Raw genomic sequence first — 26364 nt, forward strand, 5'->3', positions numbered from 1 at the left:
AAAAATGTTACATAACATTCAGTCTTTCTACATGAATACGGAACATTTAGTTAATATGTTACTGTTTGAGTAACTTTTCAATAGCTTCTACGTGTTTTTTGAATGCTTCCCGACCTTTTTTTGTGGTACTATACCGTGTGTTAGGTTTTCTTCCAATAAAAGATTTTTCGACTAAAATATACGCTTCTTTTTCCAAAGCTTTGGTATGACTTGCCAAGTTGCCATCTGTAGCTCCAAGCAATTCTTTTAGCATTTTAAAATCGGCAAACTCATTAACCATTAGTACAGACATAATACCTAATCGTATCCGATGATCAAATGCTTTGTTTATGTTATCGATTATGTTTTTCATTATATTTCTGCTCCACAGAAATTAGTTAAATCTTTAAATGAATGCTCTTTATCTTCAATTTGATTTAATACAAACTTTTGTTAAACTTACTAATGATAGTGTCATTTTGAATTGTTAAAATTATACCATCATCAGAGGCTTTGCCATTCGAATAGTATCCATATTTTCTAGATTCTTTAACTCCATTGTTTCTAGTTAATTCTAAGGTATAAGATCCATCTTGATTGTTGCTTTTCATAGACAAAAAACCTGTAACACTCTTGTTTGCTTCGATTTTTTCAAACTCCTTTATGTATAAGTGTTCAGATGTGGATATTTTGATATTTTCGATAGTAAAGTCCGAGTTATTTTTTATTATAAATTGAATTCCTTTGGGTTTAAAAATAAAATATGCTATTACTACTAGTAAGACAATAAGCGTTGTTATTTTTAATTTACTCATGTCCTATCGTGTTTAAAATAAATCAAACTACCATATATAATATGCATTACTCCAAATCCCAGTACCCAAAACCAAAATCCAAACCCTGGATATATGGCACAGATCAAACCTAAGACAATTTCGACATATCCCAAATATTTTACATTACCAATCGTGTATTTTGAAGCATTGACCAATGCTAGGCCATAAAAAATAAGCATTAATGAGCCTGTTAACCCATAGTGGTTGCTAAAGATTTTGATTACAATATAAATTCCACCAGTAACAAGCGGAACCAGAAAAGCAGTGAGTAATCGTTTAGAGGCGCCATTCCACAAGGTTTCATTATTCTTTTTCGCTTTTCTACTGCTTAGTAAAGCTGCAGTGACGATGCTTAAAAATGCAATAGCAGCTAGATCAACTAAGATGTAATTAAAAATTTTTCCATCCAGTATTAAATATTCTCTGCCACTAATACTGACAAGGTAGTAAGCAACTGCTGCACCAATAATTGCGTAAATTCCTGCCAGTATTCCAGACAATCCACTGAGAGAAAAAAACCGCGATGATTTATTCATCATATCTTTGATCTCGGTGATATCTTTTAAATAATCTTCTGTGCTCATATTAAAAGTACTTTGAAACACAAAGTAAAATTAAAATATTGAATTGTGCAAATGATTTTTTAGATTTAATAAAAAACTATAGTAGCCTTAGCTCATGAAACCTGCAGAACAGTATATCCTAAGTCAATCAGAACCGTATAGATCCATGTTACTTCAGCTACAGGTAATTATCAAAGCTACATTGCCAGATGTGGAGTTGTTGTTTAAATGGAAAGTGCCTTTCTATTATGTTGGTAAAAGTCCAATCTGTTACCTAAACGTAACCAAAGGATATGTAGATGTTGGTTTTTGGTCTGCCCAATATTTTACAGATTATCTAGATAAGCTGGAGACGGATAATAGAAAGTATGTCAAGTCCTTACGCTACTATAAACAAGAAGAAATTGAAGAACAAGTACTTACGGTTCTTCTTCAACAAGCGTATACGCACAAAAATGAAAAATTTATAACGAATTAACCGTTTGTCTGATGGCTACCAAATTACTCAATAACTTTTCTAAATATTGAAGGTCTAGCATATTGGCTCCGTCACTTTTTGCATTTGCAGGATCAAAATGTGTCTCTATAAATAATCCATCTACTCCAGTAACCACACCTGCTCGTGCAATGGTTTCTATCATATCGGGCCTGCCGCCAGTTACGCCGCTGGATTGATTAGGCTGTTGCAAGGAATGAGTTACATCCAGCACCGTTGTCGCATACTGTTTCATTGTAGGTATTCCTCTAAAATCTACAATCATATCCTGATATCCAAACATAGTACCCCTGTCAGTAATCATAGCCAGATCACTACCACTATCTTTTACTTTTTGTACAGCATGCTGCATGGCTTCCGGACTCATAAATTGTCCTTTTTTAAGGTTTACCGTTTTTCCGGTTTTTGCAGCCGCCACAACCAAATCTGTCTGGCGGACTAAAAATGCAGGGATCTGTAAGACATCTACATATGCTGCAGCTATTGCTGCATCCTCATTTTCGTGGATATCGGTTACCGTTGGAATTTCAAAAGTCTCTCCAACTTTTCTTAAAATTCGTAAAGCTTTTTCATTGCCAATACCGGTAAAACTATCAATACGGCTACGATTCGCTTTCTTAAAAGAGCCTTTAAAAACATATGGAATTTTAAGTTTGGAAGTGATTTCAACCACTTTTTCAGCAATTCTCAAAGCCATTTCTTCTCCTTCAATAGCACAAGGTCCTGCAAGAAGGAAAAAGTTGTTGGTATCAAGGTTTTTTAGATTTTTGATCTTAGAAAGTTCCATATCGATATTTTAAGAAAGCAAAGATATGTGTTTTACTAATTGAATGAAAAGATTATTTATAAGATCGAGATCAGTTTTTTGAGTTGAATTATTAGCACACCATCTTTCAGATACTTCATTACTACGCTAAATATAAACTAGTTCAAAAAAAAGTTTTAAGTATCTGGTTTTGAGGCTTTTTTAATATTAGTGATTTAACATACAACATATTGAAATATAACGTACATTTGCAGCCTTAAATTCAGGCGTATATGACTGCTATAAAAAACATTGCTATAATTGCTCACGTTGATCACGGTAAAACTACCTTGGTAGACAAGATTATGTATCACTGTCAATTGTTTCGTGAAAATGAAAATACAGGAGACTTAATTTTGGACAACAACGACCTAGAGCGCGAAAGAGGGATTACAATTACTTCTAAGAATGTTTCTGTTACCTATAAGGGAACAAAAATAAACATTATTGATACACCAGGTCACGCCGATTTCGGTGGAGAAGTGGAGCGTGTATTAAATATGGCTGATGGAGTATTATTGTTGGTAGATGCTTTTGAAGGGCCAATGCCACAAACACGTTTTGTGTTACAAAAAGCGATTGACCTTGGATTAAAACCCTGTGTGGTTATTAATAAGGTTGACAAAGAAAATTGTACTCCTGATGAAGTACACGAAAAAGTATTCGATCTGATGTTCGAATTAGGGGCAGAAGAATGGCAGCTGGATTTCCCTACAGTGTATGGTTCTGCTAAGAATAATTGGATGAGTGAAGATTGGCAGAAAGAAACAGATAATATCGAACCATTATTAGATATGGTTATGGAACATATTCCTTCTCCTAAAGTTGAAGAGGGAACCGTACAAATGTTAATAACATCATTGGATTTTTCATCATTTACAGGGCGTATTGCTATTGGACGTCTGCAGAGAGGAACATTGACCGAAGGAATGCAGGTTTCTCTAGTAAAACGTGATGGAACTATAAAGAAATCTAAAATAAAAGAGCTTCATACTTTTGAAGGTTTAGGAAGAATGAAAGTTGATAAAGTAGCAGCTGGAGATATATGTGCATTAGTAGGTTTAGAAGGATTCGAAATTGGTGATACTGTTGCTGATATTGAAAACCCAGAAGGGTTAAAGACAATCGCCATTGATGAACCTACAATGAGTATGCTGTTTACAATAAATGATTCTCCGTTTTTTGGTAAAGATGGAAAGTTTGTTACTTCCAGACACATAAAAGAAAGATTAGAAAAAGAATTAGAGAAAAATCTGGCACTTAGAGTGAATGAGACGGATAGTGCGGATAAATTCTTAGTGTTTGGTAGAGGTGTACTCCATTTATCTGTATTGATAGAGACCATGCGTCGTGAAGGATACGAATTACAGATTGGACAACCACAGGTAATTATTAAAGAGATTGATGGTGTTAAGTGTGAACCGATTGAAGAATTAAAAATCGACTTGCCAGAAACTGTTTCGGGTAAAGCGGTAGAGATGGTAACGATGCGTAAAGGAGAAATGCTAAGCATGGAAGCCAAAGGCGAACGTATGGTGTGTGAATTTTTAATCCCATCAAGGGGGATTATTGGATTGCGTAACCAATTACTTACCGCAACTGCCGGTGAAGCTATTATGGCACACCGATTCAAGGAATACCAGCCTCTTAAAGGTGATATTCCGGGTCGTATTAACGGATCGTTGGTTTCTATGGAGAAAGGTTCTGCTATTCCTTACTCAATAGATAAATTACAGGATAGAGGAAAGTTTTTTGTAGATCCTGGAGAAGATATCTATGAAGGACAGGTAATTGGAGAGAATTCTCGAGGTGATGATATGTCTGTAAATATTACTAAAACCAAGAAATTAAGTAATGTACGTTCTTCTGGTGCAGATGACAAGGCTAAGATTGTTCCTGCAATTAAGTTTTCTTTAGAAGAAGCATTAGAATATATTCAGAAAGATGAATATGTAGAAGTAACACCTAATCATTTAAGATTAAGAAAAGTATTTCTAACAGAAGTAGAACGTAAAAGGAATAAGATCGTATAGGTACATTTTTTGATGTATATATAAATGAAAAATCCCGAGGAAACTCGGGATTTTTTGTCAAAATTTTGGGGTAATTATGGTTTTGGGGTCAATTCGTTTTTTGAGAGAAAAAAATCTCGTTTTATATCATTTTTACGTTGGTAAAGATAATTTATTCAACCAACCATTAACTTGTAAAAACTATTAAAATAAAGGTAAAATACATTTTTTATCGATAAAACACATATTTTTATGTTTTTAGACCAAAATCTCATCGTAGAATTAGTTGGATATTTCGCATCGTTTATGGTGCTCATATCCTTCCTAATGCGCGACATTAAAAAACTTCGTTTAATAAATATTGTGGGGTGTGTGGCTTTTGTAATTTATGGGGTACTACTCAATTGGTCGTTACCAATAATAATTACTAACACGGCAATTGCAGGTATAAATTTTTATTACCTTTTTTTCAGAAAACAAGAGTAACCTATAACTGAAAAATAAAAGTAAGATTTATATTCCGTATACTCAAACAAATTAACTATTTTCACTTCTATAAATAATTATTTTGTTGCAATATAGAATTAAGAAATATCAAAAAACAGATTGTCTTTTATGGAATAGTTTTATAGATAATTCTAAGAATGGTACGTTTCTTTTCCACAGAGATTTTATGGAATATCATTCAGATAGATTTCTTGATTTTTCGTTATTGATCTACGATCAGTCCAAATTAATTGCTGTTTTTCCTGCAAACATTAAAGATACGAAGGTATACTCTCATCAAGGATTAACCTATGGAGGTTTGATATTAAATAAGAGTATAGGTGGAGAGAAAATAAGAAATATACTTTCTGAGATGATAGTGTTTCTTCGTTCACATAGCATCAGCGATCTATATATTAAGTCTATACCTGCTTTTTATCATCAAAAGCCATCGAATGAACTTATGTTTTTCTTATTTGAATTTGGTGCAACACTTTATCGTAGGGATCTTAATTTGGCAATAGACTATAGTTTACCAGCTAGTATTCATAAAAATAAAGTAAAGCACTACAAAAAAAGAGAAAATATAGGTCTTGCAGTAGAAGAAGTAGATGATTTCTCTGAATTTTGGAATAAGGTATTACTTCCAAGATTAAGAGAAAAGCATCACACAAAACCAGTTCATACACTAGAAGAGATCCGTATGCTTAAAAAAAACTTTCCTGAAAACATAAAGCAATTCGTTATAAGGATTGATAGTGAAATCTTAGGAGGAGTTACTATTTTTAAGACCAAAGAGGTAGTAAAATCGCAGTATGGAGCCATTACCGATAGAGGAGAAAAATACAGAGCACTTGATTTTCTTTTTATCTTCTTAATCAACCAATATAGAAAAGAGGGGTATAAATTCTTTGATATGGGTACAGTAACGGACAACAATTTTGGATTGTTAAAGCAAAAAGAAGAATTGGGTTGTGAGATTTATACACAGGATTTTTATTCATTACATTTAACTTAAATACCCTTATGGAAGTTCCATTTTTAGACCTTAAAAGAGTTAATCAGTCATACCAAAAGGCTTTTAAGAAATCTTTCTCTGATGTTTTGAATTCTGGACAATACATATTAGGTAACAATTTAGAGATTTTCGAAAAACAATTTGCTGAATATTGTGGAGTTCAGTATGGTGTGGGTGTGGGTAATGGGCTAGATGCCTTGACTTTACTGTTGAGAGGATACATTAGCTTAGGTAAGTTGAATAAGGGCGATAATATAGTTGTGGCATCGAATACTTTTATTGCGACCATTTTGTCTATTATATATGCAGGATTAGAACCAATATTGGTAGAACCTGAAGAACATACTTATAACTTAAACCCAAAGAAGATTACAGCGGCAATAACCAAAGATACTAGAGCAATCGTGGTAACCCACCTTTACGGTAAAATTGCTGATATGGAAGCCATAAGTAGTATAGTTAATAAATATAATTTACTTTTTATTGACGATGCTGCTCAAGCGCACGGTGCTCAAGATGGTAATGGAAAGAGAACTGGAAATCTTTGTGACGCTACAGCATTTAGTTTTTATCCAACAAAAAATCTGGGTGCTCTAGGCGATGGAGGAGCTATTACGACTAACGATTTTGATTTAGCTTGTATTACTCAACGATTAAGAAATTATGGAAAAGTAAATAGCTATGAATTTGATGCACTAGGATATAATTCGAGATTAGATGAACTACAAGCAGGATTTTTAAGTCAAAAATTACCATTTTTAGATCAGGATAATGAATTACGCAGAAAAATAGCAAGAAGGTATATAGAAAGTATTAAAAACCCAGAAATTGTACTTCCCCATTGGGATGGTTCAAATTCTCATGTTTTTCACTTATTTGTAGTAAGAGTGAAGGAAAGAGATCAATTTTGTGAATATCTCCAGAAACATCATATTGGATATCATTTACATTATCCAATTCCGCCTCATTTACAAAAAGTTGATATTGTTAAGTACGATAAGCATTTTTTGCTTACAGAAATTATTCATAATGAAGTTGTCTCATTACCATTATTCCCAGGGATGACAGATAGAGAAATTGATTATGTAATTGAAAAAGTTAATCAATGGAAATATTAATTAAATCCTTTAATCGGCCATATTATTTAGATAGATGTATCTACAGTATTAAAAAATATAGTACTACAAAAAAATACACTATAAAAATTTTAGATGATGGTACACCCAAAAAATATCTGGATCTTATCCAAAAAAAATATCATGATATTAGTATTGCATACTCTCCAGGTTATAATGAAAAAGCGCTTTTTTGTGAACATAAAAATCCAATATCAGATTGGAAAATTCCAATAAATTTTTGGCAGACAGAAGCGGCAAAAACTTCTGACTATTTCTTGCTTTTAGAAGATGATAATTGGTTCGTTGAATCTTTTAATATTGAAGCTATAGAGACTACCATACGAACGGAGAACACAATTTTTTTAAAGCTTCTATGGCTTGGTAATCCAAAGTTAATTGCTGCCGATTATTATAAAAAAGATCCAAGTATGCATATTTACCAACCTAATTTACTAATTAAAAATCCTAAGCTCTACAAATTAATTTTTCAAAGATTCAATAGAAAGGTTTTTAAAATACTTTTTAACCTTATAGGTATCGATAGGTTTGCATATCACCTAAAATATTATACAATATACACTGTAGCTGGTGCTGTTTTTAACAGAGATTATTTTTGTGCTTTATGGGAAAATCATAACCAAATGGTAAATGAGAGGTTACAAATATATAATGCATTACAATATTTAAAGAAAGAAAAACAGGATCGTAAAATAACTTTTGGGAATACATCTGCGGAGATTCTTAAGACTGGTTTTGTTTCTTCAGCAACAAATGAATTTGAAAAACACACCAAATCTGACATGGACATGTTTTCTTTCAACAAAATTATTAATGAGGCTTGGTATCATGGAAGGTTAGATACAACTAATGATCTTTCAAAAGATATAAGCTCCTCTGAAATAAAACGTATTTTAGCATCCTCTGACGTTTCTTTTGAGACCTGGCAGCAATGGACTCAAGATTTTAAAAATCACTATGCCTCATTTGGGTGTCAAATAGCATAAATAAAGGTTATGTCTAAAAAAGGTATAGATACCTCTCATCAAACTATTTTAAAGGCTATCTCTATTTTTGGTAGTACACACGTAATTAGAATTTTGATCAATCTAGTTGCTAATAAATTTATTACCATTTTTTTGGGACCATCGGGATTAGGAATTTTAAGTTTGATAAAAAGTACCGTAGAGATTATAAAGTCTATATCCGATTTTGGACTAAACTTGGTCGCGGTCAGAGAAGTCTCCTTGATTGATCAGGATAAAGACATTGAAAAAGCAGAGACCTTTTTTATTTTAAAAAGAATAGCAATTTATACCGGTGTATTTGGAGGAGTTCTTATGATTTTGTTTAGTGGTATACTAAGTAATTGGACTTTTGGCACATCCGATAAATTTCATTGGTATATTGGTCTTTCAGGTTATTTTATCATTAGTAATTTGGTGACCTACAAGGAATCTATCTTGCAAGGGTTTAGACTTTTAAAAAAAATAGCTTTGGTAAGTTTATTTTCTGCTTTATTTACAGCCATTATCGCAGTTGTTCTTTATTATTTTTTTGGTAGTAATGGTATTGTTCCAGTACTATTATTAGGAAGCCTTGTGAAGTTATTAGTGATCACTTTTTATACAAAATCGTATCGATATCCTTCTTTTAAGCTTGATTTTAAAGCATTATTGAAAAAATTAAAGCCATTGTTATCTTTGGGATTTTTACTATCCATCAATGTTATCTTTGGTAAAGTCTGTGTATATTTAATAAAAATGTACTTGAATCATACGGATCCTAATTCTGAAAACCTAGGATATTATGAAGCCGCAATGATCATTCTTGTTTCATATTTAGGAATGATTTTTTCAGCAATGGTAATCGATTTTTATCCCAGATTAACTGCCATTCAAAATGATAACGTTGCAGTAAGGAAGTTCGTTAACAATCAAATTGAAATTGCTATACTGATTATTACTCCTTCTATATTAATTTTTTATTCGTTAGATGAATGGATTATAAAGATGTTGTATAATGAAGGCTTTATACCTACAGTCGAGATATTGACGATTGGGTTACTTTCATTGATGGTAAGAGCTGTGATCTGGCCACTTGGTTTTGTATTACTTGCAAAAGGAGATAAAAGACCTTATTTTTTTACAGAAATAGTAGGTGATTTTTTACAGGTCGTGCTAACTATCGTATTATATAATTATTTTGGTCTGATAGGGATCGGAGCAGGAATTTTAATAAGTTTTATAATCTATGGAATTATTGTAGGGGTTTTTATCAAAGTTAAATATAATTTTAATCTCGCTGCTTCATTAAAAACACTCATAGTTTGCTTTGTATTTGGTGTTTTAGGTTGTGTTTTTAAAACAGTTCTTGACTTTTCGTTTATAGGTTTGATAACTGTTTGTTTGCTTTCTGTTATGTATTCTTTATACCTATTAAATAAAAAAATTGGTTTTCTAAGTATATTTAAATAGTACAGCTATGGGATAACTGAATCCTAATTGAAATCAGTAATATTTGAAAACTCTTCGAGATGTAATTTTGAAAAATAGTGAGATATATTTCAAGGAGAGTATGAAGTCACCATTTTTCAGAGCAAGTTTTAATTCATAGGTACACCTTACCCATAATGCTTTGTCTTCTACATTACTTATGTTAAGCCTGTAGGCTTTATGGCATATTTTATAGGTAGAACTAGCCATACGTTTTTGTAGTTTCCCTCCTCTTTTAAAATAAGTACTTAATGATGTTTTTAAGACTCTTTTTTTGGCTAAGACATTATCCTGATATATATAATTGTAAAGTCTTGATGATCTTATCCAAAAATCAACATCTTCATAGGTGAGATTTTCATCATAGCCAGAAAGTTTTGTCAGCACCTCTCTCTTAATAAAAATTCCAATAGGATTTAGATAATAAGAATGTAGTAATTCCTTGTAGATATCACCCTCTTTTGGTTTATATAAAGTGTTACCATTTTTGTCAATATCAAAATGATTTTTGATAAATTTTCCATCTTCGTCAACCAACGCTACATTACAATAGGATACACCAGGATTAAATATTTCTGTAGTTTCAAAATTCTGTAAATGTTTTTCTATAAAATCGGGACACAGCATATCATCTGTAGCAAAATCAACTATATAAGCTCCCTTTGAGAGATTGAATCCTTTATTAAAAGATTTGGTATTTCCCAGATTAACCGGGTTAGAGATAAATTCACCTATATTGTTTCTCTTTACCCACTCTTTGATTATTTTTGACGAATTATCCGTGCTTTTATCATCAATGATAATAATCTCAATATTCTTATAACTTTGATTCAATAGAGAATCTAAGGATTCTTCTACATGTGATTCGTGATTATAACAAAGACAAATGATAGAGACTAATGGGTTGTTTTTCATCTTTACTAGGATAAAGATGCAAATTAAATAGATTAATTTTAATCCATATTAAAAAAGATAAAAAGTTATAAATCACTTTATGTATTCTTCAGCTATTAAAATTAATAACAGCAAAGTAGATTTAGAAATTCTCATTGCTACTACGTTTAAAAGTGATTTAGCTTTTTTAAACACTCTTTTTCATAAAGATGATGGATTTGAGAATTATCATTTATTGATAGTTAATCAAACGGATGATAAAAATTTATTGTCATCAGATAGTCCTAATGTTAGAATTATCAATTCTTTTGATAGCGGAACAACGCGCAGTAGAAACGTAGCGATTCAAAATGCTATAGGAAAAGTATGTTTAATATGCGATGATGATACGAAATATGTAAAAGGGTTAAAGGCAATAGTCTTAAGTGCTCATAATAAACATAGAGAAGCAGACCTTGTAACTTTCAGAGCAGTTGATGATAAGGATAATCTTTATACTACTTATCCAAAAGCAGGTAGGCATTCGCTACAGTCATTACGCTCTATTTACTCGTGGGTAATAAGTTTTAAAAGAGAAAGACTACAACAGAATGGGTTATATTTTGATGAAAATTTTGGGATTAATAGTCTCTTTCATCCAGGAGAAGAGTATGTTTTTCTGAGAGATTGTTTTAAAAAAAGAATTAAAATGTATCACCAACCTGAAGTTATTGTGATGCACCCATTTAAAACATCAGGTAAGGAACAAGATAAAGATCATGTTGTTTTTTCCAGAGCAGCGATACAATATAAGTACAACGGCTCATTTGCGTACCTTTGGCTTTTTAAGTACGTGGTGTTTTTATGGAAGAATGATTATATATCATATAATAAAATTATAAGTAAAATAAGCCATGGTTTAAGAGGTATTAAGGCGTATCAAAAAGTTGGTGTAGAGCATGATAAATAAGATTGAATTACTAGAAGTTTCTAAAATTAAAGACCCAAGAGGAAATTTGGGTATCATCGAAGAAGACAATATTCCATTTAACATTAGACGGGTTTATTACCTATATGATGTCCCTTCTGATTCTAAACGTGGAGGACATGCACATAAAAAATTATATCAGCTAATGATTGCACTAAGTGGTAGTTTTGATGTGATTTTACACGACGGGGAAGAACAACAAAAAGTGACATTGAATAAACCAGATAAAGGGCTTTTTATCAAGCCGGGAGTTTGGAGAGAATTAGAAAACTTTTCATCTGGAGCAGTTTGTCTAGTACTGGCTTCAGAAATTTATCAAGAAGATGATTATATAAGGGACTTTGATCAATTTGTCCTATTTAAAACTAGATAAATGGATTCCAAAAAATTTAATTATAGCTATTTGAATCTTTTTTAAGATCCGTAAAGTGATTTTTGATTGTTTAATAAGGAGCCGATGTTTCCAATGAAGGTTTTTGTAATTAATGGCGCTTGTGTATTTTTTAGCAGAGCGATAATTTCCGGAAGCTCTATATTGTAACGCAATTGAATATCGGTTAGAGTCAAGATATTTTTTTAAGGATGGATTGGTTAATTCTTCTTTCTCAAACTTAGAAAAGTTTAAAAATTTTTTTTTCGTAATATTTATTTGTTTTGATCTATTACTAGCATTAAGGTTATGTGTAGCGGTAATGTAGGTGGCAAAAGCAACTTTATATTGTAGCGCAATACGAATCCACAAATCAGTATCTTCTCCGTGTGTAATTGCAGGATCAAACCCGTTCAATATAGTAAGAATATCCTTGGGTACAGCTGCGACAGAAGAAGAGGCTATAGAATCAATACTACTAGATTCAAAAAAATCATCAAGATTCATAAACGTTTTATTGGTAACTTTAATTTCCTTAAAAGTAGCAGGAACAACAGAGCTAGAGTTGAATCTTTTTTCATAAGCAGTGCTGTACAATCCGGCATCCGGAAATTTAGTATACAGTCGAAATAGTATATCAAGATGATTAGGGTACCAATAATCATCTGCATCCAGAAAAGCTATTAACTTTCCATTTGCTTTTTCTATTCCCAGGTTTCGTGCATTAGAAACACCACGGTTCTCAGTATAAAAATGTTGTATCCTTTTATCAGTATACCGGTTTACAATTTCTTCACTGCCATCGGTTGATCCGTCATTGATTATTATTAATTCATAATCAATATAGTTCTGATCGAGTACGGACCGTATAGTGTTGCCGATATGCTTTTCTTTATTGTATAGTGGTATTACGATGGAAAAGAAGGGCATAAAACTACTTTTGAATTTTAATAAAATAGTATAACCGATATAAATCAAACAGAAATATTTTAGGTTTACCGGATTTTATATTTTTAACGATAGCGTTTTCAAATTTTTTTATTAATAAAAAAAACAGACCAGCGGTATGGGTTTTTTTAAGAATTAGGTAAGCTCTCTGTATTGGGCGATAGTTTTTAGGAATTTTCGATTGTTTTTCCAGATATAATGTGGTTTCTGTAGAAAGCATTGATTTTTTTAAAAAAGAAGAGTTTTTTTCAAGTCCAAGATGCACCGTGGGGTTATCAATGTGTAAAACCCGAGCTCTCTTTTGTTCTAGTTGATAAGAAAAATAAATATCTAAACCATATCTGTTTAAATCAATTGCTTCTAAGACTTCTAAGCAAATTCTTTTTTGAATAAGAAAGTTTTGAGAAATAATAGAAGTATATGTGTTTTTATTTCTTGTACGTACACTTTTCATTTCTTTTTTTCTACCATACAACCATCTAAGTATGATGTTAGTATTGGGCACATTGGTTTGATAATCCACACCTCCAAAAATAATATCAATATTGCGATGAATACTTTTAAGGATAGTGCTTATGAAGTCTTTTCGCTTTGGCATAATATCAGCATCTAAGAATAGTAACCAATTATAAGCAGCCATTTTTGCTAAATTCAGTCTGGTAGCTGTTCTCCCAAGGTTGTTTGATTGAATAATGTAGGAACAGTTAGAAATCTCATTTAGTATTTTACTATTAACCAATCCGGGTTTTGTAGAACAATCATCAAGAATAATGATTTCATAGATGCAATCTAGTGTATTTAGTTGATTGGTGAGTTCATCAACTAGTGGAACTACATCGTAATTATAAACCGGAATTAAAATTGATAACATTTATAGGTGCTTTACTAGAGGTTTATAATTATTTCTAAAACAATTTTATAAGTAGTTAGATACGCCATTTAGGCAGCTATAAAACCTCTTTTCTTTTTTTTTAAAACTCAAAGATAGCGAAGAAGTTTTAAAGGAACCCTTAACCATACATAAGTAACTATCAGTTTTGTGGAATGTCGCTATCTACATCAGTAGATAAACTTCTTCAAAAGTTTGATATTGGCAAAAATAAAATTGTGAGTATATACACCGCTACCCTAAAAAAAAAATAGTATTTCCGGGTTTTATTAAAATTCTTCAGATTTTCTTTCTTTATTAGGAATCAATCATAAATTAGGAAAAGCTTGATTATTTTGACCATTAAAAAATGATCTTAGTTGGTTTGATATAACTTAAGCCAGGTTTGGATACAATAAATTACAACCCACGTTGTCTAACCTTGGTAAACATTTCGATGATATCATCAAGAGTTATTAAACGCCATGGTATTATTTCTTTGAGAATTATCCTTTTCGTTGTACTACTTCAAAAACCTTATTTCCTTCGCATTTTAATGTTTTAGAAGGATATTTCAAGAGTAATGCATAATCGTGGGTAGCCATTAAAATGGTGTTACCATTCTTGTTAATATCCTGTAATACTTCCATCACTTCTACAGAAGTTTGCGGATCCAGATTTCCGGTAGGCTCGTCGGCAAGAATCAATTCTGGATCATTCAACAATGCTCTGGCAATGGCTATCCTTTGTTGCTCTCCACCTGATAATTGATACGGAAATTTAAAATCTTTAGTTTTCATACCAACTTTATCCAGTACATTTTCAATCTTACTGTCCATTGCTTTTTGATCTGTCCAACCAGTTGCTTTTAGAACAAATGATAGATTGTCTTTTACAGTTCTGTCATTTAACAATTTAAAATCCTGAAATACAATTCCTAATTTTCTTCTTAGAAAAGGAATTTGATTTTCTTTTAATATAGCCAGATCAAAATCCACAATACTACCTTCTCCTTCTATCAAAGGAATGTCGCCATAAAGTGTTTTCATAAAACTACTTTTTCCAGTTCCGGTTTTTCCTATGAGATATACAAAATCTCCTTTATTAACTTCTACATTAACATCCGACAGAATTAAATTTTCACGTTGGTAAATTGACGCATTTTTAAGACTTAGAACCGTTTCCGACATAGTATGATATTCTGAGTTTATTAATTTTAGTAAAAGTAAAAAGATTAAGGAACAATGTATTTATTAAAAATGTTTTTTTATCCACGTTGATTTTAAGTATTTTTCGACAGAATTCATAGTACCATACATCTTGCAATTTAATACTGTTGATTTTGCGTTATTTTTTCCAATCATCTTTGTGTTGTATTGGTTTGTATTTAATTATTCTATAAAAGTTCAAAATGTTTTTCTTCTCATCGTTAGTTATTTATTCTACTCTTTTTGGGATTGGCGTTTTTTATCATTAATTTTTTTGAGTTCATGTGTTGATTTTTTGGTAGCCAGACAATTAAAGTACTCTTTGGGTGTTACTAGAAAATTACTTTTAGGGGTAAGTTTGTTCTTTAATTTGGGGCTGCTATTTCTTTTTAAATATTTCAATTTTTTTATTGAAACGTTTACAGAGGTCTTTTTGTTATTTGGAAAGCCAATAACTTATAATTCAGTTCAACTCATCCTTCCTGTAGGTATAAGTTTTTACACCTTTCAGACATTAAGTTACACTATTGACGTTTATCGAAAAAGAATACATCCCACAAATGATATGATTTCATTTTTTGCATTTGTTTCGTTTTTTCCTCAATTGGTTGCAGGACCAATAGAAAGAGCTTCAAATCTTTTACCACAGTTTCAGAAAAGTAGAACTTTTAATTACACCAAAAGCGCAGATGGATTGCGATTGATTCTAGGAGGTTTATTTAAAAAAATGGTAATTGCAGATAATTGTGCTTTGATTGTCAATAATCTTTTTGAAAATTATACGGAGTATTCTGGTAGTACCCTATTTTGTGGAGCTATATTTTTTGGTTTTCAGATTTATGGTGATTTTTCTGGTTACTCTGATATTGCTATTGGTTCTGCAAGATTATTAGGTTTTGATCTGATGAAGAATTTTAATTTTCCTTACTTATCTGTAAATTTAATTGAATTTTGGAGGCGTTGGCATATCTCTCTTTCTACGTGGTTTAGAGATTATGTCTATATTCCTTTGGGTGGAAACCAAGTATCTAATCCCAGATGGCTTTTTAATATTTTGCTAGTTTTCTTACTAAGTGGTTTATGGCATGGAGCCAATTTAACGTTCTTATTTTGGGGGCTAATGCATGCTATGGGTTTGATATGTACAGTCTTTATTGGTAAATATACAAGGTGGGATTTAATTTTTGAAAATCGAAAATCAATCATTATTGATTTGCTAAGAATTGGATTTACATTTTTTATTGTCACCATCGCTTGGGTGTTTTTTAGGGCGGAGACAATTTCTAATGCTTTTGATTATTATAGTATTGTTTTCAGTGATTCTTTATTTACAATACCGTTAGGAAACAAAAAATTTTTATTGTTTCTGGTTTTATACATGTTTATCGAGTGGATTCAAATAGATAGAAATCATCTTTTGGATATATCATATATAAAATTCAAACCAATAAAATATTTTATTTATTATCTTACTGTATTTATCATTTTTAGTTTTGGAGCAGAGCTACAAACATTTATTTATTTTCAATTTTGATGCAAAAGTTTTTAAAAAAAATAGTATTGTTTTTGATGCCAGTACTGTTTGTTTGGGGTGCACTAGAATATTTTTATCGACACGTGGAGTCTAACTATACTTATAAGCATAGAATGGTTACCACGCATTATGATACAATAGAAACGCTGGTACTAGGGGACTCTCACGCTTTCTTTGGTATTAATCCAGAATTTATAACTTCAGAAACCTTTAATTTATCCCTCGTAAGTCAATCTTTACATTTTGATGAATTACTTTTTAATAAACATCAGGACAGCATAAAAAATCTCAAAAATGTGATTCTAACTGTTGGATATTACACATTGAGTCAACCAGAAAATGTGAAAGGTGATATTTGGCGGAAATATTTTTATTATAACCAAATGGATATACACACTCCCATTGTCTCTGACTTTGATGTCAGAAAATACAGCTTGGCGCTTTCCAAAAGATTTAGTTGGTCTACAAATCTAATACGAAAATATATCCAAGATGGGACTCTTGTTAGTTGTGATGAAAATGGATGGGGTACTTATTATATTGATAAGGGAAAGATTGTTTTACAAAAGCATGCTTTTCAAAGAGCAAAAAATCATGAGGACGGTTCTATGGACTTCAGCCAAAATATCATAAAACTTCAATCTATTATTGACCGATGTAAAGCAATAGGATGCAGAGTTTATTTGGTTGAAATGCCCGCGCATAAGGATTATGTTACCGCTTTGAATCCCGAAAAATGGAATAAAATCGAATCGGTCTGTAAGACCTTAAAATCTAATAACTGGAATACAACTTACATTAATTTAAGAGACGACGACAGATTAGAAGATTCAGATTTGTTTGATGCGGATCATCTGAACCATAAAGGAGCAAAAAAATACACTCAAATTATAAATAGAATTATATCTGATCCAAAAAATGGGTTCTAATGTAATTATCTTTAAAATATTTCGTTATTAAGATGAAGATTAGGGTATCTTTAACACAAAAATTATTCACGGGAAACGATATTTACTTAACGAAAAATTGGTCAAGGGCTCAATCCTTGAAATTTCTATTAAACAAGTGTCTGGTATGATCCAGATTCTAAACTTTGAAAGAAATATTTACATGAACAAATACATCACTTTGATGCTTTTTGTAGCGATCCTATCCTCAACGATTTCTGCGCAACAATCTGCAATTTATACCAATGAGCTAGTACTTTATAATCAGGCACTGGAACTTTATAACAATAAACAGTTTCTGGCAGCTCAGAACTTGTTTGATAAAGTAAGAGACGCAGTAGATGATGAAAATATAGATGCAGAATGTACATATTACATCGCCAATTGTGCGGTATGGCTTAATCAAAAAGGTGCAGACGCGCTCATGGAAGCGTTTGTAGTAGAATATCCTACTAGCATTAAACGAAACGCTGCGTACCTGGATGTAGCTAATTATTATTTCGATAACGGAAAATATGCATATGCCCGCAAGTGGTATGATAAAGTAGATGAAGTGAATATGAGCCGCTCTGAAAAGGAAAAATTTAATTTTAATAATGGGTATGCATATTTTAAAATTCAGCGATTTAATGAAGCTAAAAAATTCTTAACTAAGGTAGAAGAGACAGATGAGTATGGAGCTCAGGCAAAGTATTATCTAGGTTTTATAGCATACGAAGGCGATAATTATCAAGAAGCAGATAAGCTTTTTGATGAGGTAAAAGATCTGGATCAGTATAATAAGAACTTGTCTTATTTCCAGAGTGATATGAATTTTAAATCAGGAAAATTTCAGGAGGCTATTAATGATGGATTAGGGCAACTTCCTACTTCAAAACCTTCAGAAAAATCTGAGTTGAATAAAATTATAGGGGAGAGTTATTTTAACCTTGGGCAATATGATAAAGCAATTCCTCACCTGAAAGCATATAGAGGCCGAAAAGGGAAATGGAACAATACAGATTATTATCAATTAGGATATGCTTATTATAAAGGAGGAGATTACATTAGTGCTATTTCGGAATTTAATAAAATAGTAGGGGGTCGCAATGCCACAGCTCAGAATGCATATTATCACCTAGCAGAATCCTATCTAAAAACAGATCAAAAACAGCAAGCACTCAACGCATTTAAGAATGCTTCAGAAATGGATTTTGAAGCAAAGATCAAAGAAGATGCGTTGTATAATTATGCAAAGCTAAGCTACGAAATAGGGAATTCATATGAGAGCACGCCTAAAGTATTGTTATCGTATGCAGAAGCCTATCCTAATTCTGAATTTAAAGATGAAATACAAGAGTTATTGATCAGTTCATATATCACTTCTAAGAATTATAAAGAAGCTATGGACCTTCTAGAAGGAAGTCGTAATTTTAATGATAAGGTAGTATACCAAAAGGTAGCATATTTTCGGGGAGTAGAATTATATAATGAAGCAAATTATAAGGAGGCGGAAGCATATTTTGACAAATCTCTGGCGCAACAAACAGATCTAAAGTATGCGGCAAAAGCGATCTATTGGAAATCAGAATGTGATTATTTACAAAGTCATTTTGAAGAAGCATTAATTGGTTTTAAACAATTTAAAGGAAGCCAAGAAGCTTCGTCTACAGATGAATACGATGCAATTGATTACAACATAGGTTATGCATACTTTAAGCTAAAACAATATCCACAAGCAGCGGATTTCTTTGAAAAATATTCTAAGAAGGATGGTATAGATGAAACAAGGTTAACAGACACGTATCTTAGGTTAGGCGATAGTCATTTTATTTCTAGTAAGTACTGGCCTGCAATGGAAGCCTACAATAAGGCGATCAAAAAAGATGGAGCAGATGCTGACTATGCGCATTACCAAAAAGCGATTAGTTATGGTTTTGTTAAAAAGAATGATAAAAAAATCAGTGATCTGGAATTGTTCCTGAAAAAATATACGCGTTCAACCTATCGGGATGATGCGATGTTTGCTTTAGGAAATACATATGTAGCTGAAAATAAAACCCAAAGAGGAATCGAAGCATATGATCGTTTAGTCAGAGAAGTTCCAAGTAGTTCATATGTACCTAAAGCATTGCTAAAACAAGGATTGATTTATTATAATAGTGACCAGGGAAATAGTGCTTTGACTAAATTTAAAAGAGTAGTAGCTGATTACCCGGGGTCTGACGAAGCAGTACAAGCGGTGAATACCGCTAGATTAATATATGTCGATTTAGGCAGAACCGATGAATACTCTAGTTGGGTAAAAGGATTAAGTTTTGTAGATGTTACCGATGCAGATCTAGATAACACCTCGTATGAAGCAGCAGAAAAACAATATTTGGAAAATAATAATAATGCTGCTATTGCTGGTTTTCAGAAGTATCTGGATGAATTTCCAAACGGTCTTCATGCCCTAAAGAGTCATTTTTATTTGGCACAATTGTTTTATAAAAATGGCGATAAGCAAGCTACCATTCCGCATTATGAATATGTGCTAGAAAAAGATAGAACAGAGTTTACAGAACAGGCACTGGCACGATTGTCTCAGATCTATCTGGAGAATCGTAAGTATGATAAAGCTATTCCGGTATTAGAACGATTAGAAAAAGCTGCAGATTTTCCACAAAATATCATATTTGCACAGTCTAATTTGATGAAGTCGCATTATCAACTTGTACACTATCAAGAGACCATCTCATATGCAGAAAAAGTATTGAGTAATCCCAAAATTCAGAACGATGTAAAAAGTGATGCGCAGATTTTTATTGCGCGTGCAGCATTGCAAACCGCAGATGATGCCAGAGCCAAAAGAGCGTATGCAGAGGTGAAAAAAATTGCAACAGGAGAATTAGCGGCAGAAGCTTTGTATTATGATTCCTATTTCAAAAATAAAGAAGGTAATTATAAAGCATCTAATGAAACGGTACAGCAACTAGCTAAAAATTATTCGGGTTATAAGTTATATGGAGCCAAAGGGTTAGTATTGATGGCTAAAAATTTCTATGGATTAGAAGATGCGTATCAGGCTACCTATATTTTAGAAAGTGTGATTAAAAACTTTACCGATTATCCGGATGTAGTTGACGAAGCACAATCCGAACTCAAAAAGATCAAAGCCGAGGAGGCAAAAACAAATTCATCCATCCAAACCGAACAATAATAATCAGTTATAAACGTCTAGCGATTTATGTTAAGATATTGTAATAAATTAAGTAGACCTCATAGGTCTCCGAGACCTGTGAGGTCTAAAAAAATTCTGTTTTTCCTTAGTGTTTTAGTGGCGAGTAGCACACTTGCTCAGGAAAAAGAAGAAGGAGAAACCATAGAAACAGAACGTGTGGTTATTGTAAAGGCTTATACCCCAACGATTAGTGATGCGTTTAAGGTAAAATCGACTCCGATAATAAGTGACTCTGTTACCCAGAAAAAAAAACAATTACGATACAGTATTTTTTCAGTACCTGTAGCATCTACATTTACCCCTGCAAAAGGTAGAGCTGCAAATATTGACCGACCCAAAAAAATACCACTGTACGATAATTATGCGACGTTGGGGTTTGGTAATTTTACATCGGTTTTGGCAGAATTTTACAGTAATTTTCAGATCAACCGTACGGATAATATAGGGTTGTATTTACACCATAACTCATCTCAAGGAGGGATTGAAGATATAGCGCTGGATGATAAGTTTTATAATACATTTTTGGATCTTAACTACACCTCGAGAACTAGGGATTTTACATACGGCATAGAGATAGGAGCAGAACATCAATTGTATAATTGGTATGGATTACCAGAGACTCCTGTACTTACACCAGCAGAAATTGATGCAATTGACCCCCAACAGAATTATTTTGGGGCCAAATTAGGGGGCAAATTGCAATTTGATGATTTATATTTTAAGCGGGCCTCATTAAATTATCGTTATTTTGGAGATGCTTTTAGTACAACAGAGCACCACGCGGTTTTTACACCCACTTTCGAGTTTGAAATCGCTGATGAATTAATCACTACCGATTTTATCATTGATTATCTGGGAGGAAGTTTTGATAGGCCTTTAGATTTGGTATTACAAACTCCTAATGATTTTAACATTCTCAACCTTGGAATTCAACCGAGCTTGGTCATATTGAGGGATAATTTGACACTGAATCTGGGTGCTGCCGTTTATTACAGTATTGATAGTCAGAATAAGGACAATGACTTTTTTATTTATCCAAAAGTTACAGCCTCGTATCGGTTACTTGATGAAGCTGTTATTGCTTATGGTGGATTAGAAGGAGGACTAAAACAAAATTCGTATAGAGATGCTGTCCAGGCAAATCCGTATGTGTCACCAACCTTGTTCTTAAAAACTACGCATAATCAGTTTGATGCCTTTGTAGGTTTAAAAGGTAAAATTTCTGATGTTGTAAGTTATAATTTTAGAGGAGGTTATGCTTCAGAAAACGATAAGGCTTTATTTATAAACAACAGACCACAAACGTTACAATTAGAAGGTTATGATTTTGGTAACTCTTTTGCCTATCGATACGATGATATATTAACGCTGAGTGGTTATGGAGAATTAAATTTTAATATCAATAAAAAGTTTAAGCTAGGTGTTTCTGCAGAGTATTTTGAATATGATACTGAAGATGAACAAGAAGCCTGGAATCTACCAGATTTAAAAGCATCAGTATTGTTAGATTATCAAATTACAGATCGATGGTTTGCGGGAGCACAGCTCTTTTATGTAGGCGAACGAAAAGATATTGATACTACAATCGCTTTTTCACCACCAACACCAGAAGCAGCGGTGACATTAGACAGTTATTTTGATGCCAATGTAAATCTTGGTTATCGTTTCAATGATAAATTATCCGTTTTTGTAAAAGGAAATAATCTGGTTGGCGAAAACTACGAACGCTGGGTAAACTTCCCGGTACAGGGAATACAAGTGTTAGGTGGCGTAACGTATAAGTTTAATTATTGATCTGATTTTATGAAGAGATTTAGTTAAATATATTTCTATTAATAAAAAATACATTAAAAAACACTATTTTTCTTTGTAATTGGAAACAAGTTGAATATGAAGAGTTTTGTGTTTTGTGTTTTGGGTATGGTTTCCATATCTATGATTGCCCAAGAGGATTTTAAAGTATTTTATGAACAAACTGATGACGGATATAAAATCTATGCAGATAATGGTGAGTTTTGTCCTGTTTCTGTGGAAATTGATTTTAAAATAGAAAATCTTACCTCAAGTATCGGCGATATCAAAATTATAGAAGTTCCGGAGCAAACTACTAAATTTTATATTGCAGATCTAACCGTAGTTGATAGAAAAAAAGCCATTAGATTAGGGTTTAGCGTGCGCTACAACCACGGTAATCACTTGCAGACTTCTTATGATGCTAATTATGCCTATCATCTGCCTTTTAAAAAAGGAACAGCGTATATGGTAACACAAGGATATAAAGGTAAGATTTCACACCATAATGAATATGCATTAGATTTTAGAATGCCAATTGGGACACCTATTTATGCTGCCAGAGATGGTAAGGTAGTGCTGGTGGAACAGGGTTTTAATAAGACTTGTACAGATCCGGACTGTGCTAAATTTAATAATTATATTTTGGTATACCATTCCGATGGTACGTTTGCAGAATATACGCATATCAAAAAAAACGGATCCAAAGTACAACCAGGCGATATCATAAAGAAAGGGCAGCATATTGGTTTTAGTGGTAATATAGGATGGTCAACAGGACCGCATTTGCATTTTATCGTATTTCTGCAACGATTTAATGATAGAGAAACGTTACGAACAAAATTTCTGGTTGGTAATGGTAAGCAATTAACACAACTGGAAGAAAAGAAAGAGTATTCTAAAAGCTATTAACTAAAATTATAGGATTTAGCACTTTTATTACCATATGAAAATATTAACAGAAGGAACGTACTATGGCAAACAGAATTCAGAAGCCTCCTTTAATGGTATTTTATTATCTCAATATAAATACACAGTAGATAAAACAGCTTGGCACTACCACGAGAACCCCTATTTCATGTTTGTGCTACAAGGTAATATGATTGATTGTAATACTAAAGTAAAGACGTTATGTCCATCAGGAAGCATAATGTTCAATAATTGGCAAGAAGCGCATTACGGCGCTAAGCATTCTGATCAAGCAAGTGGTTTTCATCTGGAATTTAAGGAAAATTGGTTCAAACATAATGGGATTGATATGCAATTATTAGAAGGAAGCCAGCGTATCGAAAATCCTAAACTACATTTTCTCTTTGCAAAACTGTACCACGAGTTTTTGCTGTCCGACGAGTACAGCGAAATCTCTGTAGAATTATTATTGTTACAGATTTGTGAAACATTAGGAGAAATTAAGGTGAACAATACCAAGAATATTCCAGGTTGGGTGTTAGAATTACAAGAATTGTTGTATGAAGATCATACAGATCTTAGTCTGCAACATCTTTCTAACCAATTAGATGTACATCCGGTTCATATATCCAGAGCTGCACCACAATATTTCTCTGCAAGTCTTGGTGAATATATCAGACAACATAAAATCAAAAAAGCAATTCCGCTAATCTTCGATACTACAAAATCATTAACAGAAATAGCGTATCAAACCGGTTTTTCTGATCAGAGTCATTTTAATCGGGTGTTTAAATCTTATTTTGAAATGAATCCCAGTAGGTATAGAAAAAATCTACATAAAAATCTGTAATGTTAATCTGATACAATTTTTTGGAAGAGTAATAAAGTACTTTTGAATTTCATTAAAAAGTATAAACAATGATTAAAAATCTATTACTACCTGTATTTCTTTTTTCATTTCTTTTTATAGGTTGTGCACAACAAAGCGAGTATGAAGGAAACTGGGAAGGAATATTACCAAATGACAATAGCCTGCATTTTACTATTATTCTAAAGGAATCCGAATCTAATATATATCATCTCACAATTAGTAATACCGAAGCTTCGATACGCAAAAAAATGATCCTTTCAAGCAATACCCGTTTGCAAACTAATATCGATAATGATATCAAATTTGATTTTTCTTTTACCAAAGATAAAACAGCAGTTACAGGGTTTATACAATCCGGAATTTTAATGTATCACCTTTCGCTACTCAAATTAGATGATGGTTCATTTAAGGGGGTTTGGAATCCAATCATGGTTGATAGTTTACAATCACCAGAGATGTATCTGAGTGTAGAAAATAATCAAGATATTGGCTTAGCGATATATACCTTTTTTGGTGATCAACGATTTACAGGTACTTGGGTTGGTGATTTTAAAAAAGTAAGCAATATCGTAGGATTCAGGGATTATAAAACCGGATTGAGGTTTAGGGCTATACTTTTAAAAGATACCATTGCCTTAGTAATACTGTTAGGAAAAAAAAAGGTTACTACTGTAAATTTTAAACGCTCTGATATAGATTTATCATCTCTAAAATCAGAAAGTAAAACTAATCAGTATATAGCTAAACCATTAGAGTTAGTCGATGGATGGATAACAGCAACAACTTCAGAAGTTGGAATCACAAATACTTGGTTATCGAAGTTGATTACTGAGGTGAATAAAAAAGTATTACCCGATACCCATAGTATACTTATTGCTAAAGAAGGAAAGTTGGTTTTTGAGGCGTATTTTGAAGGATACAATATGCACATTCCTCATGATCAGCGATCCGCATCTAAAAGTATCTCTTCTGCAATGATTGGGATTGCAATTGATAATAAAATCCTTACAGGCGTAGATGATAAACTCTATGATTTTATCCCGGAAGAATTTCAGTACACCAAAGACTCTTTAAAATCTAAGATCAACTTCCAGGATTTATTAACGATGAGTGCTGGTTTAGATGTAGACGGTACCGCATCAGAAAATAATTATCAGCGTTCGGACTATTGGTTAAAAACGGTGTTAGAGTCAAAAATGACTCACGAACCTGGTACACACGCTAATTATGGTTCTGCAAATCCATTTTTATTGGGAGTAAGCCTTGATCAAAAGTTAGCATCTCCTTTAGAATTATATATGGAAGAAAAACTATTTACTCCACTTGGAATAACTAACTACATTATTCAAACAGAAAATACAGCATCAAGACCATATTTTGGAGGTGGGATGTATCTAACACCAAGAGATATGCTAAAGTTTGGACAATTATATTTGGATAAAGGCAAGTGGAAAGGAGCACAGGTCATATCAGAAAATTGGGTAGATGCCTCCTTTAAAAAATACAGACGATTACAAGATGTAAAAGATAAAAATGAATATGGATACCTGTGGTGGCATCAAACTTATGAAGTAGGAAATAAAAAGGTAGCAGCTATAGAAGCCAGAGGTGCTGGTGGACAATATATTTGTATCATGCCGGAGCTGGAATCTGTCGTTGTAATTACTTCTGGTAATTATAGAAACCGTAAGCGATTGCAACAACCCGAACGTATACTAGAACGCTATATCCTTCCTGCTATGATCAACTAAATTTTGTCTTGATTGTATAGCTAAATTTTTTATAAAAGGACAGGTATCCAAGCACAGTTCTCACACAAACAGGACCCTAAGCATTATAAGACAAAATCAACAAGATACATTTTGCTAATTTTATCGTTTAGGGAAATCTCCGAAAAAAGTGATCTCGAAGTTGGCAAATAGAACAACAGTCCTTGATTTATTATTAATTTTGGTCTGAAATGAAAAATTAAAATAAAAACAGCACATAGCACTGTGTGATGGGTAATACTGCGCTACTAGTAGCACTACCTATGCGTAAGCTGAAAAAT

At 32.5% G+C, this 26364-nt stretch carries 23 protein-coding genes; 15 read left to right on the plus strand and 8 right to left on the minus strand.

Annotation, left to right across the window (positions count from 1 at the left end):
- Positions 1–58: 58 nt before the first annotated feature.
- From ACWGOQ_RS22365 to ACWGOQ_RS22375, 3 genes are all read right to left on the minus strand, one after another.
- Complete coding sequence (locus tag ACWGOQ_RS22365; RefSeq protein ID WP_452059968.1) at positions 59–352, minus strand: winged helix-turn-helix domain-containing protein; 294 nt, start codon at positions 350–352, stop codon at positions 59–61.
- 64 nt (positions 353–416) lie between these two features.
- Positions 417–794: a hypothetical protein gene (locus tag ACWGOQ_RS22370; RefSeq protein WP_452059969.1), complete on the minus strand. Its 378-nt coding sequence runs from the start codon at positions 792–794 to the stop codon at positions 417–419.
- Positions 791–1399 (minus strand): hypothetical protein, encoded by a 609-nt coding sequence (locus ACWGOQ_RS22375; RefSeq protein WP_452059970.1) that lies wholly within the window; start codon positions 1397–1399, stop codon positions 791–793. The genes ACWGOQ_RS22370 and ACWGOQ_RS22375 overlap by 4 nt, the downstream gene beginning before the upstream one ends.
- A 94-nt stretch (positions 1400–1493) precedes the next feature.
- Here ACWGOQ_RS22375 and ACWGOQ_RS22380 point away from each other — a divergent pair, with 94 nt between their 5' ends.
- Positions 1494–1856 carry a DUF1801 domain-containing protein gene (locus ACWGOQ_RS22380; RefSeq protein WP_452059971.1) on the plus strand — a complete coding sequence of 121 codons (363 nt, stop codon included), beginning with the start codon at positions 1494–1496 and terminating at the stop codon, positions 1854–1856.
- Here ACWGOQ_RS22380 and kdsA read toward each other — a convergent pair.
- Positions 1843–2661 carry a 3-deoxy-8-phosphooctulonate synthase gene (gene kdsA / locus ACWGOQ_RS22385; RefSeq protein ID WP_452059972.1) on the minus strand — a complete coding sequence of 273 codons (819 nt, stop codon included), beginning with the start codon at positions 2659–2661 and terminating at the stop codon, positions 1843–1845. The genes ACWGOQ_RS22380 and kdsA overlap by 14 nt on opposite strands.
- A gap of 251 nt (positions 2662–2912) precedes the next feature.
- Between kdsA and typA the strand changes: the two genes are divergently transcribed.
- From typA to ACWGOQ_RS22410, 5 genes are all read left to right on the plus strand, one after another.
- Positions 2913–4712 carry a translational GTPase TypA gene (gene typA / locus ACWGOQ_RS22390; protein ID WP_452059973.1) on the plus strand — a complete coding sequence of 600 codons (1800 nt, stop codon included), beginning with the start codon at positions 2913–2915 and terminating at the stop codon, positions 4710–4712.
- 550 nt (positions 4713–5262) lie between these two features.
- A complete protein-coding gene (locus tag ACWGOQ_RS22395) occupies positions 5263–6195 on the plus strand; it encodes a GNAT family N-acetyltransferase (protein WP_452059974.1) in 933 nt (310 codons plus the stop codon).
- 8 nt (positions 6196–6203) lie between these two features.
- The gene (locus ACWGOQ_RS22400; protein ID WP_452059975.1) at positions 6204–7313 is read left to right on the plus strand and encodes a DegT/DnrJ/EryC1/StrS family aminotransferase; all 1110 of its coding nucleotides are present in this window, start codon (positions 6204–6206) and stop codon (positions 7311–7313) included.
- Entirely contained in the window at positions 7301–8317 is a 1017-nt protein-coding gene (locus ACWGOQ_RS22405) for a hypothetical protein (RefSeq protein ID WP_452059976.1), read from the plus strand. Before ACWGOQ_RS22400 ends, ACWGOQ_RS22405 begins: the two co-directional genes overlap by 13 nt.
- Positions 8318–8326: 9 nt before the next feature.
- Complete coding sequence (locus ACWGOQ_RS22410) at positions 8327–9787, plus strand: oligosaccharide flippase family protein (RefSeq protein ID WP_452059977.1); 1461 nt, start codon at positions 8327–8329, stop codon at positions 9785–9787.
- Between the two features lie 33 nt (positions 9788–9820).
- On the opposite strand, the gene ACWGOQ_RS22415 is transcribed toward ACWGOQ_RS22410, so the two are convergent.
- Positions 9821–10720 carry a glycosyltransferase family 2 protein gene (locus tag ACWGOQ_RS22415; protein WP_452059978.1) on the minus strand — a complete coding sequence of 300 codons (900 nt, stop codon included), beginning with the start codon at positions 10718–10720 and terminating at the stop codon, positions 9821–9823.
- Positions 10721–10799: 79 nt separating this feature from the next.
- Between ACWGOQ_RS22415 and ACWGOQ_RS22420 the strand changes: the two genes are divergently transcribed.
- Positions 10800–11648, plus strand: a complete 849-nt coding sequence (locus ACWGOQ_RS22420) for a glycosyltransferase family A protein (RefSeq protein WP_452059979.1) — start codon at positions 10800–10802, stop codon at positions 11646–11648.
- On the plus strand, positions 11638–12039 hold the full coding sequence (locus ACWGOQ_RS22425; RefSeq protein ID WP_452059980.1) for a sugar 3,4-ketoisomerase: 402 nt from the start codon (positions 11638–11640) through the stop codon (positions 12037–12039). Before ACWGOQ_RS22420 ends, ACWGOQ_RS22425 begins: the two co-directional genes overlap by 11 nt.
- Here ACWGOQ_RS22425 and ACWGOQ_RS22430 read toward each other — a convergent pair.
- The 3 genes from ACWGOQ_RS22430 to ACWGOQ_RS22440 form a co-directional block, all read right to left on the minus strand.
- Complete coding sequence (locus ACWGOQ_RS22430; RefSeq protein WP_452059981.1) at positions 12022–12966, minus strand: glycosyltransferase family 2 protein; 945 nt, start codon at positions 12964–12966, stop codon at positions 12022–12024. The two genes, ACWGOQ_RS22425 and ACWGOQ_RS22430, sit on opposite strands and share 18 nt — an antisense overlap.
- A gap of 4 nt (positions 12967–12970) precedes the next feature.
- Positions 12971–13855 (minus strand): glycosyltransferase family 2 protein, encoded by an 885-nt coding sequence (locus tag ACWGOQ_RS22435; RefSeq protein WP_452059982.1) that lies wholly within the window; start codon positions 13853–13855, stop codon positions 12971–12973.
- A 503-nt stretch (positions 13856–14358) separates the two neighbouring features.
- The gene (locus ACWGOQ_RS22440) at positions 14359–15042 is read right to left on the minus strand and encodes a cell division ATP-binding protein FtsE (RefSeq protein ID WP_452059983.1); all 684 of its coding nucleotides are present in this window, start codon (positions 15040–15042) and stop codon (positions 14359–14361) included.
- 292 nt (positions 15043–15334) lie between these two features.
- Here ACWGOQ_RS22440 and ACWGOQ_RS22445 point away from each other — a divergent pair, with 292 nt between their 5' ends.
- The 7 genes from ACWGOQ_RS22445 to ACWGOQ_RS22475 all read left to right on the plus strand — a co-directional run bounded on the left by ACWGOQ_RS22445 (position 15335) and on the right by ACWGOQ_RS22475 (position 26065).
- Positions 15335–16594, plus strand: coding sequence for an MBOAT family O-acyltransferase (locus tag ACWGOQ_RS22445; RefSeq protein WP_452059984.1), 1260 nt, complete (start codon positions 15335–15337; stop codon positions 16592–16594).
- A gap of 35 nt (positions 16595–16629) precedes the next feature.
- Complete coding sequence (locus tag ACWGOQ_RS22450; protein ID WP_452059985.1) at positions 16630–17523, plus strand: SGNH/GDSL hydrolase family protein; 894 nt, start codon at positions 16630–16632, stop codon at positions 17521–17523.
- A gap of 181 nt (positions 17524–17704) precedes the next feature.
- Positions 17705–20722: a tetratricopeptide repeat protein gene (locus ACWGOQ_RS22455; RefSeq protein ID WP_452059986.1), complete on the plus strand. Its 3018-nt coding sequence runs from the start codon at positions 17705–17707 to the stop codon at positions 20720–20722.
- 27 nt (positions 20723–20749) lie between these two features.
- On the plus strand, positions 20750–22537 hold the full coding sequence (locus tag ACWGOQ_RS22460; RefSeq protein WP_452059987.1) for a TonB-dependent receptor: 1788 nt from the start codon (positions 20750–20752) through the stop codon (positions 22535–22537).
- 96 nt (positions 22538–22633) lie between these two features.
- Positions 22634–23446 carry a M23 family metallopeptidase gene (locus tag ACWGOQ_RS22465; protein ID WP_452059988.1) on the plus strand — a complete coding sequence of 271 codons (813 nt, stop codon included), beginning with the start codon at positions 22634–22636 and terminating at the stop codon, positions 23444–23446.
- A 34-nt stretch (positions 23447–23480) separates the two neighbouring features.
- A complete protein-coding gene (locus tag ACWGOQ_RS22470) occupies positions 23481–24293 on the plus strand; it encodes a helix-turn-helix domain-containing protein (protein WP_452059989.1) in 813 nt (270 codons plus the stop codon).
- A gap of 68 nt (positions 24294–24361) precedes the next feature.
- The gene (locus ACWGOQ_RS22475) at positions 24362–26065 is read left to right on the plus strand and encodes a serine hydrolase domain-containing protein (RefSeq protein ID WP_452059990.1); all 1704 of its coding nucleotides are present in this window, start codon (positions 24362–24364) and stop codon (positions 26063–26065) included.
- The last annotated feature ends 299 nt before the right edge of the window (positions 26066–26364 follow it).

This window comes from Aquimarina ulvae, assembly GCF_053613295.3.